The 15070-nt window shown below is 67.4% G+C and carries 9 protein-coding genes, 1 tRNA gene and 2 pseudogenes; 9 read left to right on the forward strand and 3 right to left on the reverse strand.

Annotated features, from left to right (window positions below; genetic code table 11):
- From CJ177_RS48040 to CJ177_RS47225, 3 genes and pseudogenes are all read left to right on the forward strand, one after another.
- Positions 1 to 156 (forward strand): annotated as a pseudogene (locus CJ177_RS48040) (transcriptional regulator); the annotation flags it as partial.
- Positions 157 to 733: 577 nt separating this feature from the next.
- Positions 734 to 973 (forward strand): annotated as a pseudogene (locus CJ177_RS00015) (Lrp/AsnC family transcriptional regulator); the annotation flags it as partial.
- Between the two features lie 772 nt (positions 974 to 1745).
- Complete coding sequence (locus tag CJ177_RS47225) at positions 1746 to 2810, forward strand: hypothetical protein (protein ID WP_179443137.1); 1065 nt, start codon at positions 1746 to 1748, stop codon at positions 2808 to 2810.
- Between the two features lie 41 nt (positions 2811 to 2851).
- On the opposite strand, the gene CJ177_RS00025 is transcribed toward CJ177_RS47225, so the two are convergent.
- Both CJ177_RS00025 and CJ177_RS00030 read right to left on the reverse strand, forming a co-directional pair.
- Positions 2852 to 2922 (reverse strand) — tRNA-Gly (locus tag CJ177_RS00025).
- 96 nt (positions 2923 to 3018) lie between these two features.
- A complete protein-coding gene (locus CJ177_RS00030; RefSeq protein WP_061697992.1) occupies positions 3019 to 3843 on the reverse strand; it encodes an oxygenase MpaB family protein in 825 nt (274 codons plus the stop codon).
- An 86-nt stretch (positions 3844 to 3929) separates the two neighbouring features.
- On the opposite strand from CJ177_RS00030, the gene CJ177_RS00035 reads away from it, so the two are divergent.
- From CJ177_RS00035 to CJ177_RS00060, 6 genes are all read left to right on the forward strand, one after another.
- Positions 3930 to 4598, forward strand: a complete 669-nt coding sequence (locus CJ177_RS00035; RefSeq protein ID WP_025432034.1) for a TetR/AcrR family transcriptional regulator — start codon at positions 3930 to 3932, stop codon at positions 4596 to 4598.
- A 9-nt stretch (positions 4599 to 4607) separates the two neighbouring features.
- The gene (dcd, locus tag CJ177_RS00040; RefSeq protein ID WP_005238072.1) at positions 4608 to 5177 is read left to right on the forward strand and encodes a dCTP deaminase; all 570 of its coding nucleotides are present in this window, start codon (positions 4608 to 4610) and stop codon (positions 5175 to 5177) included.
- Between the two features lie 123 nt (positions 5178 to 5300).
- Positions 5301 to 6701, forward strand: a complete 1401-nt coding sequence (locus CJ177_RS00045; RefSeq protein ID WP_095867018.1) for a hypothetical protein — start codon at positions 5301 to 5303, stop codon at positions 6699 to 6701.
- Positions 6702 to 6713: 12 nt separating this feature from the next.
- A complete protein-coding gene (locus tag CJ177_RS00050) occupies positions 6714 to 9671 on the forward strand; it encodes a CHAT domain-containing protein (RefSeq protein WP_095867019.1) in 2958 nt (985 codons plus the stop codon).
- Positions 9672 to 9754: 83 nt separating this feature from the next.
- Positions 9755 to 11692, forward strand: a complete 1938-nt coding sequence (locus tag CJ177_RS00055) for a DNA/RNA non-specific endonuclease (protein WP_095867020.1) — start codon at positions 9755 to 9757, stop codon at positions 11690 to 11692.
- Positions 11693 to 11714: 22 nt separating this feature from the next.
- The gene (locus CJ177_RS00060) at positions 11715 to 12989 is read left to right on the forward strand and encodes a zinc metalloprotease (protein WP_095867021.1); all 1275 of its coding nucleotides are present in this window, start codon (positions 11715 to 11717) and stop codon (positions 12987 to 12989) included.
- A gap of 44 nt (positions 12990 to 13033) precedes the next feature.
- Here CJ177_RS00060 and CJ177_RS00065 read toward each other — a convergent pair whose 3' ends face one another.
- On the reverse strand, positions 13034 to 14929 hold the full coding sequence (locus CJ177_RS00065) for an alkyl/aryl-sulfatase (RefSeq protein ID WP_095867022.1): 1896 nt from the start codon (positions 14927 to 14929) through the stop codon (positions 13034 to 13036).
- Between the last annotated feature and the right edge of the window lie 141 nt (positions 14930 to 15070).

The following is a 15070-nucleotide window of genomic DNA, read 5'->3' on the forward strand; positions in this document are numbered from 1 at the left end:
CCGCTGCCCGCCGACCCTGGCCTGGTCCTGACCCTCTACAGCGTCGAACCCGGCAGCCCGTCCGCCGACGCCATGACGCTGCTCGCCAACTGGGCGGCCACCAACCTCGCCGCCACAGCTGCAGCCGACCAGCCGACACACAGCACCAGCGAATAGCGGTGCAGCGACTCCTTCTGTCGAAGTGACGCACATGCCGGCCAATCGGCAAACCTGCAGAAACGCGGCGACTCAGGAGTCGCACCACGTCACTCATGGTCTGTGCGGGGTGACTATTGTAAGGAAACATTTACGCAGCGTCCCTGGCAAAACACCAGCTGAAGACACTTTTTGCTCTGTAAAATGCAGTCTGAGCACCTTGGCCAAGGATTTCGTGCAGGTTCGGGCGGAATATGCCGTGGCGAGCCGGCCCAGGCGGCACTCGGGCGGGCACCGCGGTAACAGCACAGCTGGTGTCGCGAAGTTGATCTTGTGCGGACGCTGATACTGATCGGGACAGCCCTCGGACTCGGCGCGGGCCTGGTGTGTACCAGCCTGTTCGCCTGGTGGTTGTCGTACCCGGTGCGGTTCACCACGGGGTATGTCGGTGAACCATCCGCTTCCGGGCGTATGGAATCGGTGGACCCCATCCCGTTCCTGATCGCCGGCCTGATTGTCAGTGCGGGCCTCGGCGCGGCCGCCGGATACGCAGCCGCCCACCGCGGCTGGCGGCTGATACGACACGCCGCTCGACGGCATCGACCGCATCCTGCTCGATCAGCTCTCGCGCGATGCCCGCACGCCCAACACTGCGCTCGCAGCGCTGGCCGGTATCGCGCCGTCGACCTGCCTGGGACGGGTGCGGGCGCTCGTGGAACGCGGGGTGATCCGCGGGGTCCATGCCGACATCGACCCCATCGCGCTTGGCCGCGACCTGCAGGCCATGATCGCGGTCCGAGTGCAGGCGAACGGGAGGAAGCATCTGGGAAGGATCGGGTGGTGCCGTGCAGCCATCCGTGAACGATGGCGGTGTCGGGTGCTTCGGCAAGGTATGCAACGAGTTTCGTGCCGAGGAGTGCTCTCAGCTTGGTGATGAGGGTGCGCGCTGCCGTGTCGGATCCGGGGTTGGTGTTGACACGTTCGCATCTCCTCGGTCCTCTCCCGGGTGTGCTTTTCAGCTGGTCGCGGAAGTCGTGCGGGGATGGTCGGACTGGCAACGCGGCGTCCCGGGCTGCAGACGGACGTCGGCATCAGCTACAAGAGCGTCAACGACGCGCTGCGCCGGTTGATGAAGGCATACCCGCTCGCCGCGGTATCCGGAGTGGGACGAGTGCCGTTTCGCGCAGGCACTGCTCGATGCCTCGTTGTGGTGTTTCCCGCCGACCGGTGCCGGCGTCCTGGATTCGACCGACATCTCGACGTGGGGGCGGGTGCGGCACCGCAAACCGGTCGTCGACGCCGACCCCCGACTCGCCTCCGCCACCCGATCATCCGCTCGCCCCACTGGATCCGAACCATCCGCATGCCCGCCGCCGCGGCCATCACCTCCCGGATGCCCCGGTCGGCGCGGACGGCCGCGACATCTACACGATCGACATTGACGCCCGGATGGGATGGCGTAGTCCGGAGCTCGAGGAACGATGTTCTTCTGCGGGTCCGATCTCCATGTCGTCACCGATGTTGTGTCGGCGCCCGGCCAACTACCGGTGGTGCACGTCGCGCGGTCGATGAACCTTTCGCCGGCTGGGTCGAACAAGGGATTCAGCGGCATGCCCGCTGTTGAGGCGCTCGGCGACCGCATCGGCAAGCCGCGCCATCTCATCGCCGACCGCGCCTACAACTTCGTCACCGACGACAAGTTCGCGATCCCGGTCTGGCGGCTGGGCTACACCACCATCTACGACCTGCACCCGAACCAGCGCGGGACGCACCCGGGACGCGACGGTACACACACGATATGGATCGACGGCACCCTGTACTCGGCGAGCCTGCCGGCGGGACTCGAGGATCTCGACCCGATCGACGTCGACATGAAGGACGAGGTCCGTGCCCGAACCGAGCGACGTCACCAGGCGCGCCAGGCCTACGCCTTCGTCCCGCACGGGGCCCGCCAACCTGACGGGGCGCGCCGCTACCGCGGGCCCGCCGTCCCACCGGCGCGGGTCCGCTGCCCGAACAACCCGACCTCGATGCGCGCACCGCACAGCGTGCCGACGACCTCCTGCACACCCGGCACGGAATGCGGGTGCGGGCGCACCCTCACCCTCAACGACACGGACTACCCGGATATGCGGATGCCGTTCCAGCACGGCACCCTCGCCTGGGAAGCGTCCTGTCACCGCAGGGTCGGCATCGAGAGCGTCTTCGACCGACCTGAAGCAGAACCGGATGACAATGCATCGTGGGTTCTTCCGCGGCTTCGGAATCCGTCGCTACACCCTGCTCGCGGGGTTCGCCCTCGCTGCGTTGAACCTGCTGATCCTGCACGACGCGGCCGCCCGCCCGCGGAACGCTCGACTGTTGGGGCCGGTTCCTCGGGGAACCGGAACCCGAGCGCACACCGCGCCGGCGGCCTCGCATCAATCGAGCCACCACGTGTCACACGGAGTTGTCGCCTGCCACCCGTCCCGGCAGATAGCTACCCCGCCCGGCAACGGAATCCACGGATCCCGGTAGCCGACCTCGCCTGTCCGTCGAAAATGACCCACTATCAGGCACGGTTCGCCAGAAACACGGCTCCCACCGCGCCGAACGGGTCGCACACCGACCGAAGAAGCGGGCGTAACCGCGTCGAAAGCGCAGAAATAAGGGTCCGAATCCGATCCCGGGCCTAATAGGTGAACCCAACACGGCCTATTGGGTGAACACCCCACGGAGCCGATGACGGGAATCGAACCCGCGTATTCAGCTTGGGAAGCTGATGTTCTGCCATTGAACTACATCGGCGCGCACGATATTGGGCGCCCGTAGGCAGGCCCAACACCCTGCGGCGGAAACATTATCAGATGGTGATCCGGACTACCCGAGCACACTCGCGGTGTGTCATACGAGAGGTTTGCCGGCCTTCATTCGGCGTCGCAGATCGAACATGAGCACGTTGTACGGGAACTCCCGGATGCGGACGGGGATGCGCCTGCTGATGGCGCCGATGGTGCGGAGGGTCCGGTCGAAGCGCTTCTGATCCTTGTCGGTCCATGTCAGGTGCATTTCGTCGCGGAACTGCTGGGGCAGGAAGCCGTTGGTGAAGAACATGTTGAGCCGGCCGAACAGGCGGGAGACGATGGCGGGCAGGAATTCGAGGCGTGCGATGGAGAGGACGTGTTCGCGGATGGTGTCGTCGATCGACACCTTGTCGAGGGCCTTGTTCCAGTACTCGTCGAACGCGATGCGGTCTTCGGGCCACATCTCCGGGGGCACCTGAAGGGTGGTGCCGAACGTGGCGCCTTCCTTGTAGAAGAACTCGGCGGCTGCGGGGGAGAGGTCGCCGTGCAGGGCGCGGTTGACGTCCTCGAATCCGCGGTAGATGCAGGCGGCCACCCATAGCTGCAGTTCGGGATCGAATGCGTTGTACTGCACGGGGCTGTCGGGGGTGGAGCGCACCTTGGCGTGGGCGCGGTTGACGCCCTTGCGGAACGCCGCCTTCTCCTCGTCGGTGCCGCGGGCCGCCACCACGAGGTAGGTCAGCGTGGTGCGGGTCCGTTTGATCGGATGCCTGAACAGCTGGCCGCTCTCGACCTTGCTCTCGTATACGCCGTACCCGACCCCGGGGTGGGCGAGCTGCATGATGATGTTCGCGGCGCCTGCCAGTAGTCCGGCGCCGTCCATGACCTGATCGAGACGGTCCGGTACTTCGAGTGACGTCGACATTTTTGTTCCCTCTCCCCACCACGGATTCGCTATCTGAACACGACCGTACTCACATATATGTTCGCCGTCCAGAGTCCGGTGGAAAGATGGTGCGCATGGCTACCGCACCGGTGAACGCGAACGTCGGACACTCGACGGGCGACGGTGGACGCGTCTACGGCGGCCAGGAGCGCGATCAGCGCACATCGGAACGGCGTGGCCAGCTCATCGAGGCCGGACTCGACCTGCTGGGCAGCGCGGACGGCGACCACGCCCTGACCGTGCGCGGAGTCTGCAAGCAGGCCGGACTCGCCAGCCGCTACTTCTACGAGAGCTTCACCGACCGCGACGCGCTCACCGTCGCCGTCTACGACCACGTCGTGGACCGGATCGCCACCAGCACCCTGGACGCCGTGTCGAACGCCGGGCCGGGTGAACGCGACATCGTGCGCGCCGGCGTCCGCAACATCGTGCGGGAGGTCGCCGAGGATCCGCGTCAGGGCCGTCTCATGTTCTCGGTGGCGCAGTCGAGCGCGGTGCTGGCGCAGCGCCGCCTCGACAGTTCGCGGCTGTTCGCGGGCCTGGTCACGAAGCAGACGGTCGGGTACTACGAGGTGGCCGAGAGCCCGCGCCTCGACTTGGCCGCGCACTTCATGGTCGGCGGCCTGGCGCAGACCCTGACGGCGTGGTTGAACGGCACGGTGACCCTCCCCGAGGAGGAACTCGTGGACACCTGCACCGAACTGCTGCTCTCGATGGCCATCCACACCCGTTAACCTCTACCTGTGCTTCTCTCCGATCGCGATCTCCGTGCCGAAATTTCCGCTGGACGTCTGGGCATCGACCCGTTCGACGATTCGATGGTCCAGCCCTCGAGCGTGGATGTGCGCCTCGACAGCCTGTTCCGGGTGTTCAACAACACCCGGTACACGCACATCGACCCAGCTCAGCGGCAGGACGAGCTGACGACGCTGGTCGAGCCGGCCGAGGGGGAGCCGTTCGTCCTGCACCCGGGTGAGTTCGTTCTCGGCTCCACGCTGGAGGTGTGTTCGCTGCCCGACGACCTGGCGGGACGCCTCGAGGGCAAGTCCTCGCTCGGCCGCCTCGGACTGTTGACGCACTCCACGGCCGGGTTCATCGACCCCGGCTTCAACGGGCACATCACGCTGGAACTCTCCAACGTCGCGAACCTGCCCATCACCCTGTGGCCGGGCATGAAGATCGGCCAGCTGTGCCTGCTGCGGCTGTCGAGCGCGGCGGAACACCCGTACGGCAGCTCCGCCGTCGGCTCCAAGTACCAGGGCCAGCGCGGCCCGACGCCGTCGAAGGCCTACCTCAACTTCGCGCAGAGCTGAGCCCCGCGACCCGACGAAAATATTGCAAACCGAGTGGTCCGCTACTCGTGTGTATTGCGGCGGGTGAGAGAAGACTGGGATTCGAAGCCGCCCTCTCCTGGGCGTTCGATCCCGGAGGCCGCCATGAAAGACGTAGTCGTGTTGTTGCCCGGCATCGGCGGGTCGGTCCTCGCCCGTGACGGCAAGGACGTATGGGCGCCGACACCGGGCGTCGCGCTGGCGGGCGTGCTGTCGCTGGGCGGGAACATCAAACGCCTGAAGCTGGACGGCGACGACCCGGACGTCGACGACCTCGGTGACGGCGTCGTGGCCACCCGTCTGGTCCCGGACTTCCACTTCGTTCCCGGGCTGGACTGGAAGATCGACGGGTACACGAAATTCCGTGACGACGTCGTCCGCCGATTCGGGGTGGTTCCCGGCGACAACTATTTCGAGTTCCCGTACGACTGGCGGCGCGACAACCGGGTGGCGGCCCGCGCCCTGGCCCGACGGACCCACGAGTGGCTGACGCGGTGGCGAGAGAAGTCGGGCAACGCGGACGCGAAGCTCGTGCTGGTGTGCCATTCCATGGGCGGAATCGTCGCTCGGCTGTTCCTCGAATTCCTGGACGGGTGGCGTGACACCCGCACCCTCGTCACGTTCGGCACCCCGTACTCGGGCTCGGTCAATGCGCTCGACTTCCTCGTCAACGGTTTCCGCAAGGGCTGGGGCCCGTTCACCGTCGACCTCAGTGCGCTGATCAGGTCGTTCACGTCCGCCTACCAGTTGCTGCCGTCGTATCGGTGCATGGCGGGCGACGACGGGTCGTGGCTCGCGCTCGACGACAAGGCGCTCGACTGGTCGGGGACGGGTCTCGACACCGGCCGGATGGGTGCGGCGGTGCGCCTGCACCGAGCGCTTCGCGACGCCGTCACCGCACGGCTGGATTCGGGACACGACGGCTACGACATCCGTCCGGTCATCGGCGACTTCCAGCCCACCAAGTGGGCCGCCCGGCTCGCCGGAACGAAGGTCGAGACGATGACCGTCCGCGGACCCGGCGAGAGCGGCGGCGACGGCACCGTGCCGAAATTGTCGTCCACCCCGCACGAACTCATGGCGGGATGGAAGAACGCGGCCTTCTTCAGCCAGCGGCACGGCTCCCTCCAGAACGACGACCCGGTGCTCGACCATGTGGGCGGAATCCTGAACACCGCGACACTCGCGCCTCCGAACGTGTTTCCGGCGGTGAACGAATCGGTCGCGCTGGAAGTCGACGACGTCACGACCGCCGAGCCGCTGGTGATCCGGGCACGCACCGGAGCCGGGGGCGCTCGGCTTCTCGCGACGGTCGAGCCCATGGCCGGCGGTCCGAGTCGGGAACACCCGTTGGCGTCGACCGTCGACGGCTGGCAGCAGACGAGCCTCGACGGGCTGGCCGCCCAGGACTACCGGATCACCGTCCGCGCTCCCGGGGTGCATCCGGTCACCGACGTCGCGAGTGTGGTCGACCTCGACGAGATCGCCCGGTCCGTGGACGTCTAGGAGCGCGGACGCATGGGACCGACACCCGGTTTCGAGGCACTGGAGATCAGCGTTCTCCGGGCCGGCGACCACGTCTGGCTCTCGGCGCAGTCGCGGATGGGTTCGGTGTTCGCGGTGCGGCGACCGGTCCCGGAATGGAAGCTGCCGGACGACGTCACCGGGAAGACGATCGACACACCGTCCGACTGGTTGACCGACACCGTCCGGCACGCGCGCACCGACGCCGCAACCCATGCGCTCGATGTCGGGAAGGTGTTGACGGATCTGGTGTTCGGGGTCCCGGACATCGTCACGCTGCTGCAGCAGAGCCGGGGGTTGGCCCGGACCACGGGAACTCAGCTCCTCGTGCGCGTCCTCGCCGCACCGCAGGAAGTGTGCGCCTGGCCGTGGGAGTTGCTGCTGGATCCGCAACGACCCGGCCAGTTCCTCGCCATGGCGCGTGACGTCCACGTGGTGCGGTCGGGACGGTCGCGCACCTACCCGTTGCGGCAGACGCCGATCGAGCCGCCGCTCAACCTCCTGCTGGTGATGTCGAGCCCCCTGCGGTCGGGTCCCGAGGATTCCGAGGCCCCGTTCGACCTGTATGCCGAGAAACGCAGCCTGCTGTCGGAATTGCGGCCACTGGTCGACCGGGGTCTGCTCCGCGTGGTGGTCGAGGACCGCCCGTCCGTCGAACGGCTCCGCAGTCGAATGGGCATGCAGAGACGCGGGTTTCACCTCTTCCACTACCTCGGGCATGCCAATCCCGACGGACTGAAGGTGGAGCAGGGCAACGGTCGCGGGATGCTTCTGCCGAGCCAAGAGTTCGCGTTGCTGCTACAGCAGCTGCCGGACCTCCGGCTGGCCGTGTTCGCGGGCTGCGAGACGGCCCGGGCGCCGGACGGTGCCACCGACGACGACCCGTGGCCCGGGCCGCTGTCGTCCGCCGACATCTGCGTGCGTGATGCGTGCCCGATGGTGATCGGGATGCAGGCGGTGCTGCCCTTCCGGACGGAGCGACTGCTGACTCGTTTCTTCTACCAGGCACTGACCGCCGGCCAGCCCGTCGCCGAGGCGTTGCGGCTGGCGCGGCTCGCGATCAACGGCGACGAGAACAGCGGTGACCCCCTACTCGACTGGGCGGTGCCGTGTCTGTTCGTCGGTGGCAGCGAGCCCGGCGCGATCATCGACCCGGAGGCGAAAGCGCGGCCCGAGCCCTCGCCGCGGCGGATCGCGCGGCGAATCGGGATCCGTCAGGGCGAACTCCGCTTCATCTCCCGCCTCGCGGAGCTGCGCGAGGGGGTGGACGTGTTGTCCGGGCAGACGACCGCTCGATTGCTGCACGTCGTCGGCATGCCCTCCACGGGAAAGACCGCTCTTCTGGACCGGGTGCTCGAGGAGCTCGACCCGAAGATCGCCCATCTGTTCGTCAGCACGAAACGCCTGCTCGCGAAACCCGACCCGCTTCACGAACTGTGCCGGCTCGTCGCCGATCTGTTGCGGGACGCCGGGGCGTGCACCGTGCGGCCGGGCAGTCTCAGTGCCGGCGAGTGGTGGGAGCGACTGCTCGACGACCTCACCGAAGTCCCCATTGCGATCGTGATCGACGACGGTGACCTGCTGCTCGGCGACGAACCCGGTGCCTCGGACCTTCTCGCCGCGCTCGTCCTGCTGACCCAGCGGCGCGTCGACGCGCGGCTCGGCGTGGCGGCCACCGGGGAACTCGTCGGACTGACGGAGTCGCTTCGCGCCTCGGAAGTGCGCACGATCCGTCTCGACGCCCTGTCGTGGCCCGAAGTGTGGCAATGGATTCGGCGGAATCTGCCGACCCTGACCCGCTATCCGGAGGAGGACCTCTCCCGGCTCTACACCGACGTGCGGCACCTGGAACTGTGGGAGCAGTTGGCCGATCTCGCCGCCCGGAACGGGACCTTCGAGCCGCGGGACCTGCCGATCCTGGTCCGACAGCTCGGCGTGGGCGCCGTCAAGCCGGCGGCCCAGGTGTCCAACGGGTCCGACTTCTTCGGCGCGGAATCCCGTGTGCCCGAGGTCGACGCGACGGCCGCGGCACCGGTGCGTCGTGCGTTGCGGTTGGCGGTGGCGGGCCCGTTCACTGCCGGCCGTCGTGAGGAGATCGCCGTCGCCGTCACTCAGTGCGCCATCCGGCACGGGGTTCCGGGGCGAGTGGTGGCCGGTGAGACGGGGCAGGGCGAATCGGCGCTGGCCGAACTCCTTCCTCAGGAGCTGGCGTTCGCGCACGGTGTCCCGTCCGAGCGCGACGTCTGCCGGTGGATGGAGGACGCAGCCCTGGCCGATGCGGACATCCTGGTATTCGACTACGGCAACGCGGTGCCGACGGATGCGCAGAATGCGGTGATTGCGCGCCTGGTGAGCGAGGGAAGGCTCGTGATCGCCTCGGGCGACCACGCGGACGAGCCGGCGTATCCCGCGTGGAGTGCGGATGCGTTCGCCGTCGGAGCCGTTGAGGACGACGGCACCCTCACTCACGAAACCCCGTACTTCCCCGACGCGGGAAAACCCGACATCTATGCGCCGCGGACGATCACCGGAACGGCGTGCGAGCGGGTCGTCGACAGACCGGAGATGGACGGCACGACGTTCGCCGCGCTGTACGTGGCCGTCGCGGCGATGCTGGTCTGGGCGACCGACCGCGATCTGACGGCGCAGGACGTCCGAGCGCTGCTGGTCGAGACGGCGACACCGATACCTGCGGCGCGGGGTGACACCGCGAAGCAGCTCGAGGTGGACGCGGCACTGGACTGCGCGCGGCGGAAGGTCATCGTCGGGGCGCTCGGGTCGGAGGCACTCGAACTCGGGCAACTCCTCGCGGAAACCCCCATCCGGCCGGAAGTGGCGGTTCCGCTGCTCGACGACCTCGTGGCCGACGGCGACCGCATCCGACGGGTCGTCCGGAACGGCGTCGAACAGTACGAACGCGCCGACACCGTGGTCGGACCGAGAAACGAGTAGCCCACTACGCATGACCGACGTGCCCGCGACGGGAAGGCTCGCAATCACAGGACGAGCCGCCCGACCTACGTGAGGACCGAGTCATGACCATCGTCGACAACATCGGAGACGGACAGTCGCAGCGCACGATGCCTGGGGGAACGTTCGAGGCGGAACGGCAGCGACAGCGCGATGCGGCGGAACTGCGTGCCCGCGAACGGGCCCCGCAGCGGGGCGAGCACGTGGACGCACTCAACGGCCCCGGAGGCCTCGCCGCCGCGGATACTCGCGAACGGATCGCGAAGCGCGTGGACCGGCTCGGTCGCTACTACGCGGCAGGGGATCGGGAGTCGGACACCCTCCCGGATCAGTTACTCGAGAAAATAATCAACACAGCCGATTTCGTCGGCGTCCGATACCTCGATGCCGGTGCCGCCGCCGCCCGGTCGATCGGACGCGTCAACATCCGGGACGTACGAGGAACCCTGCAGGGCTACGGCACGGGCTTCCTCGTCTCACCCACTCTGCTGCTGACCAACCATCACGTGCTGCCGAATTCGGACACGGCACGCAGCAGCGTGATCGAGTTCGACTACCAGGACGGCATCGACGGAAGACCGCGTCCCGTGCAGATGTTTCCGCTGGACCCGGGTCGGTTCTATCTCGCCGACCGGGAACGCGACTTCGCGCTCGTCGCGGTCGGGGCCGAACCCGGAAAGCTTGCCGAATTCGGTTTCAACCCGCTGATCCAGGCGGAGGGCAAGGCTGTCATCGGTGAATTCGTGACCATCGTGCAGCACCCTCGCGGCGAGAAGAAGCAGATTGCCCTGCGGGAGAACCGTATCGTCGACATTCCCGAGCGGTTCTTGCACTACTCGGCAGACACGGAACCCGGATCCTCGGGTTCCCCGGTCTTCAACGACCAGTGGGAGGTGGTCGCGTTGCATCACGCGAGTGTGCGGGCGCCGCAGCACACCGAGTTCGGTGGTGTCCTCAACGAGGGGGTGCGCATCAGCCGCATCCTCGAGTACGTGCGGGCGCAGAACCTGCCCCCGCAGTCGCGTGACCTCGTCGACGAGATCGTCCGCGCGGAGCGGACGGCACCGACGGTCCCCGCGGCTGTCGAACACGAACAGGAAGTCACCGTCCGAGTTCCCCTGGAGATCACCGTCCGTCTCGGATCTGTCGCGTCGCCCGCCGCCGGGCGACCCGCTGCGCCCGAGGCGATCTCGATCGATCCGGACTACAGCACGCGCGGCGGGTACGACGCGACCTTCCTGCGTGCGCCGCTACCCCTTCCGCGGCCCGGGACGCCGTCGGTCGCGTCACCGGAGTTGAAGTATCACCACTTCAGCGTCGTGATGCACCGCGAGCGGGCACTCGCGCTGTTCACCGCCGTGAACATCGACGGAACGCAATCGCAGAGTCCACGGCGCGACAGCGACCGTTGGATACACGACCCGCGACTTCCGGCCGATCAGCAGACGGGGGAGGACGTGTATCGCGAAAATCCGCTCGACCGCGGTCACCTCGTGCGCCGACTCGACCCGGCGTGGGGACATCTCGCGAAGGCGGCGAACGACGACACGTTCCACTTCACGAATTGCACTCCGCAACATCACAGTTTCAACGCCGGGCAGACGCTGTGGCTAGGCCTCGAGGACTACGTCCTGAAGAACGCGGACAACGCCGATCTCGCCGTCAGCGTCGTCACCGGACCCGTTCTCGCGCCCGACGACCCCGAATATCGGGGGGTGGCGCTGCCGCGTCAGTTCTGGAAGATGGTGGCCATGGTCAAGCAGGACGGCGGTCTCTCGGTCACCGGATACCTGCTCAGCCAGGCCGCCCTGCTGGACGAGTTCGCCGAGGGGGAGGAGGCGTTCTCCTACGGCGCATACCGCACGTTCCAGGTACCCGTGCGCCGGATCGCGCAGTTGACCGGTCTGGTCCTCGAGCCCTACATCGCGGCCGATCCGCTCGAGCGGATCGAGGCGAGCGCCCTGCCTCGCGAACTGATCCGTCCCCAGGACCTGATTCTCTGAAACCGAAAGGGAACCCGACGCCATGAGCACCAACGAATCAGATGTCGATCTGCCCACGCAGCGCACCTGCGGGGCGATGGATGTGCACCGGCGGCTGTTGACCGAGTCGGAGTCGTATCGCATCGCCCGATCGGAGATCGAGAACCAGACCATCGACCTGGAAGCGCTGCAGTCGATCGCCGCCCGCGGCGTCGCACGGATTCCGGTCGTCGTTCACGTCGTGTGGAAGACTGCGGCGCAGAACATCTCCGACGCGCAGATCGAGAGCCAGATCGCGGTGCTCGACAAGGACTTCCGGGCCACCAACGACGACGTGGACACCGTCCCGTCCGTGTTCGAGGATCTGGTCGGCGACGCGGGAATCGAGTTCTACCTTGCCGACACGGATCCGGACGGACGGGCGACGAACGGAATCACCCGAACTGCAACCGAAGTCGATGCGTTCGATCAGAACGACGGCGTCAAGTCCGCGGAGACCGGCGGTGCCGATCCGTGGCCGACACAGCGATACCTGAACATCTGGGTCTGCGCGCTCGGTGGTGGTCTGCTCGGCTACGCGCAGTTCCCCGGCGGTCCGGTCGCCACAGACGGCGTCGTCATCACGTACACCGCGTTCGGGACGACGGGCACCGCACGTGCCCCGTTCAACCTCGGGCGCACCGCGACCCACGAGATCGGGCACTACTTCAACCTCTACCACATCTGGGGCGACGACGGCACCGGATGCCGGGGCTCCGACGAGGTCGGCGACACCCCCAATCAGGGCGGGCAGAACGTCGGGATGCCACGATTCCCGCACATCAGTTGCGGGAACGGCCCCCACGGCGACCTGTTCATGGATTACATGGACTACACGGACGACGCCGGGATGGTGATGTTCACCAAGGGGCAGGGCGCACGGATGGGAGCGTGCCTGGACGGCGTCCGGAAGCAGTTGTGGACGGGGCGGCCCGGGGGAACGGAGTCCGCCGCGTCCGCGCTGGTCGCCCGGAGTGCCGCGGGGCGCTGGGGGCATTCCTTCGAGGAGGACCACGACGGTGTCCGCGTGTACCGGCCCGCCGAATTCGACTTCCCGCGCGCGAGGGGGCGTGGCGGTATCGAATTCCGGCCGGACGGTTCGTTCGTCGACTGGGCGATCGGCCGGGGAGACGCCAACGAGGCACGAGAGGGGACGTGGGTGCCCGCCGACGACGGGCGGCTCGAGGTGACCACGGCGGCGGGCGACTCACGCACCGTCCGGGTGGTCCGGCTCGAGCACGACCGACTCGAATTGGACCTCGGGGACGCCTCCGGATGACCCCGCGACCAGACCTGCTCGGGTGGTCGCGGGGTTCGGCGGCACTACGGTGTGACGATCGCGAAGTCCGGGTCGGGGGCGTCGAGGTAGCCGATCAACTCCGTCAACGCGGCGGAATTGCCGTCCACTTCGACGCTGCCACCCGAGATCATCTCGCCCAGGTCCTCACCCCCGAGCAATCCGGCGAGTAGGTCCTGCCGGGTCAGGGTGAACGCCGCACCGGGTGCGGGCATCTCCCCGTCGACGTCGAAATGCACCAGCACCCCGTTGTGTAGCTGAGTTCGGTGCACGACACCCTCGTCCTTGATGTTCCAGTCGATGGTGAGGTCTGCCGACCAGGCGCGGGGCCCGTCGACCCGCAGCGCGATCGCGTCGAAGGCCTGCTCCACCGTCAGTGCCGCCGAAATATCCGGGGAGGCAGTGACGATCGGCGTACCGACCGACCCGTTGCGGAGTTCGTACGCGCCCATGAGGAAGAAGTTCCGCCAGGTGCCGTTCTCCGATCCGTACCCGAGCTGTTCGAGCGTGTCGGCCTGCAACGCCTTCGCCTCGGCGTTGTCGGGCTCGGCGAAGATCACGTAGTTCAGCACCTGCGCGACCCACCGGAAGTCGCCCGCGGCATAGGATTCACGGGCCTTGCGCAGTACCTCGTTTGCGCCACCCATGAATTCGACGTGCCGCCTGGCGGATTCGACGGGTGGGTGCTCCCACAGCTTCGCGGGATTGCCGTCGAACCAGCCCATGTAGCGCTGGTAGATGGCCTTGACGTTGTGGCTGATCGAACCGTAGTAGCCGTGTGTGTGCCACGCCTGCGCCACTTTCGGCGGCAGTTCGATCGACTCGGCGATCTCGATTCCGGTGGCGCCCTTGTTGAGCGCCCTCAGGGTCTGATCGTGGAGATACCCGTAGAGGTCGCGCTGGACGGACAGGAATTCGGTGAGCCGCTCGGTTCCCCACGTGGGCCAGTGATGGGACGCGAACAGCACGTCGGTGCGGGCGGCGTACCGGTTGATCGACTCGGTCAAGTATTTCGCCCAGACATGGGGATCGCGAACCAGCGCGCCCCGCAACGTCAGCAGGTTGTGCAAGGTATGAGTGGCGTTCTCGGCCATGCAGAGCGCTCGCCGGTCGGGGAAGTAGAAGTTCATCTCCGACGGCGCCTCGGTGCCCGGGGTGAGCTGGAACTCGATCCGAACCCCGTCGACGGTCTCGGTCTGGCCGGTGTGATCGATGTCGACGGTGGGCGTGATGAGGGTGGGGGTTCCCGTCGAGGTGGTCGGGCCGAGCCCGGCGCCCACGGCCCCTTGCGGCCCGCGCGGCAGCGCAGCCCCGTACATGTATGCGGACCGTCGTGCCATCGCGGCGCCGGCATACACGTTCTCCGCGACGGAGTGCTCGACGAAACCCGCCGGTGCGAGAATCGGGCAACGCCCTGCCGCGACGTCGTCTTCGGTGGTGACCCCCTTGACGCCACCGAAGTGATCGATGTGGCAGTGCGAGAAGATCACCCCGGTCACCGGACGATCACCGCGCTGCGCGCGATACAGCGACAGTCCCGCGGCCGCGGTCTCCGCGGAGATCAGCGGATCGATGACGATCACGCCGGTGTCGCCCTCGACCAGGGTCATGTTCGACAGATCGAGGCCACGGATCTGGTAGATACCGTCGGTGACCTCGAACAGGCCTTGACGTGCGCACAGCCGCGACTGCCGCCACAGACTCGGATGCACCGTGGGCGGGCAATCCTGCTCGAGGAACGCGAACGCGTCGCTGTCCCACACCACGTTTCCGTCGGTCCCTGTCACGACACCGGGCTCGAGGGCTGCGACGAAGCCCCGCTCGACATCGGCCAGATCCTGCTCGTCTCCGAACGGCAGCTGCTGCAACGCGTCCTCGTTCGCGGCCTGCACGCTCGCCGTGGCATCTGTCTGACTGGACATGGAACCCCTTCCCACATGCCACGCCGGACGCCGCCGGCCGCAACTGTCCGCGGGCGTCGACCTCGTGGTCATTTCACATGGCGCGCGGCCGGCGACCTTCCTCCGGCGCGGCGCCCGGACTCACCTTGCAGAGTGTCACCG

Origin of the sequence: Rhodococcus sp. ACPA1 (assembly GCF_002300195.1) — a bacterium.
GTDB classification, from domain to species: domain Bacteria; phylum Actinomycetota; class Actinomycetes; order Mycobacteriales; family Mycobacteriaceae; genus Rhodococcus_F; species Rhodococcus_F opacus.